Raw genomic sequence first — 646 nt, 5'->3', positions numbered from 1 at the left:
GGACCTGCGCCGGCTTGAGCTTCTTGCCATCCAGCGTCAGGCCGTGATTGAGGCGTTTCAGTTCGCTGTCGGGCAAGCGTCCCGGCCGGGTGTATTCCACCCGCACCAGGTATTCCTTTTCCACCGCGCTGTCTTCGCCGATGAGCTGCTTGGCCACCCGTCCGTCCTGCGTCAGCACCAGGAGGCCGGTCGAGTCGATGTCGAGCCGCCCGGCCGGCACCAGGCTGCGTAGCTGGGTCGGATGAAAGCGCAGCGGCGCGCGATCTTCCTCCCAACGGTTTTCCGGCGTCACCAGCACCAGCGCCGGACGGTAACCGTCTTCCGCCTGGCCGCTGACATAGCCGACCGGCTTGTGTACCAGCACCGTCACCCGCTTGGACTGCTCGGCGGCGGCCTGGCGTTCCACCGTCACCTTCTGGTGCGGCAGCACCTTGCTGCCGAGTTCGGAGATGACCACGCCATCGACCCGCACCCAGCCGCGGGCAATCCATTCATCGGCTTCACGGCGGGAGCACAGGCCCAGTTCGGACATGCGTTTGGACAGGCGTAACGGTTCAGTCATGTTGTGAATCAGGAAAGCGGTTGTCAGGAATTCAGGTATGCAGCGCGTCCAGCAGTTCGCGTTCCAGCTGAATCTGGCTGCGCG

1 protein-coding gene is annotated in these 646 nt (G+C 64.6%); it reads right to left on the bottom strand.

All coding sequences use genetic code 11. The annotated features are described in order from the left end of the window. The coding region (locus JK635_RS28580) for a pseudouridine synthase (protein WP_202654794.1) at window positions 1-646 on the bottom strand (646 nt) is incomplete at both ends.

The organism is Neobacillus paridis, assembly GCF_016765675.1.
Taxonomy (GTDB): Bacteria; Bacillota; Bacilli; order Bacillales; family Cytobacillaceae; genus Neobacillus; species Neobacillus paridis.
The sequence above is the reverse complement of the archived record's forward strand: the minus strand, read 5'-3'. Positions and strand labels throughout refer to the sequence as shown.